Genomic DNA, 709 nt, shown 5'->3' on the forward strand with positions numbered 1-709 from the left:
GCGCAGCCACTGTTCGCGGCATCAAGGCAGCAATCGCTCAAGTCTCGACGCTAAGCATCGCCAAAGGCACGGCCAGCATCGAAAGACTGGCGCTCGATATCGGCGGCGGTTCGGTGACGCTGTCGGGCACTGCCGGCCAGACGCTCGACCTCGCGGCGCAATTTTCGGCACTGCCGGCGGCGCTGGCCAATGATTTCTCGCCCGGCCTCGATGCCGTGGGCACGCTTGGCGGCACGGCGCAGGTGACCGGGTCGGCGGCCGCCCCCGACGTCCGTTTCAACGCGCAGCTGGCTGGCGTCGAAACCAGTCAGACCCGCCAGGCGGGGCTCGGGGCGCTGGCCGTCGACGCGGCAGGCAGCTACACCATGGCCGGCGGCGTTGTGCTCGATCAAGCGACGCTGACCGGCGACAAGATTTCCGGCAAGGCGACCGGCACCCTCAATCCGAACGGCGCCAGCGATTTTGCGCTCGATCTCATCTCATCCGGCCCCAGCCTGCCCCTGACTGTCGGCAGCGCCGAGAGCCCGGTCAAGATCGAGATCCAGTCCTTGTCGGCAAAGGTGGCGGGCGAGAGCACGCGGGCCCGCCTGGATGTGTCTGCGATCCTACCCTCGATCACCACCAGCCCAGCGAAGGTAGACGGGCTTGCCTTGGCATTGCATTCGGATGCGTTCGATCTCAAGAACCGTGCAGGGCCGGTTTCCGGCAC

Annotated in this window: 1 pseudogene; it reads left to right on the forward strand. The window is 67.0% G+C overall.

Annotation, left to right across the window (positions count from 1 at the left end):
- A pseudogene (locus EN935_RS38870) lies at positions 1-709 on the forward strand (translocation/assembly module TamB); the annotation flags it as partial.

The sequence above is a fragment of the Mesorhizobium sp. M7D.F.Ca.US.004.03.1.1 genome (assembly GCF_003998635.1).
GTDB classification, from domain to species: domain Bacteria; phylum Pseudomonadota; class Alphaproteobacteria; order Rhizobiales; family Rhizobiaceae; genus Mesorhizobium; species Mesorhizobium loti.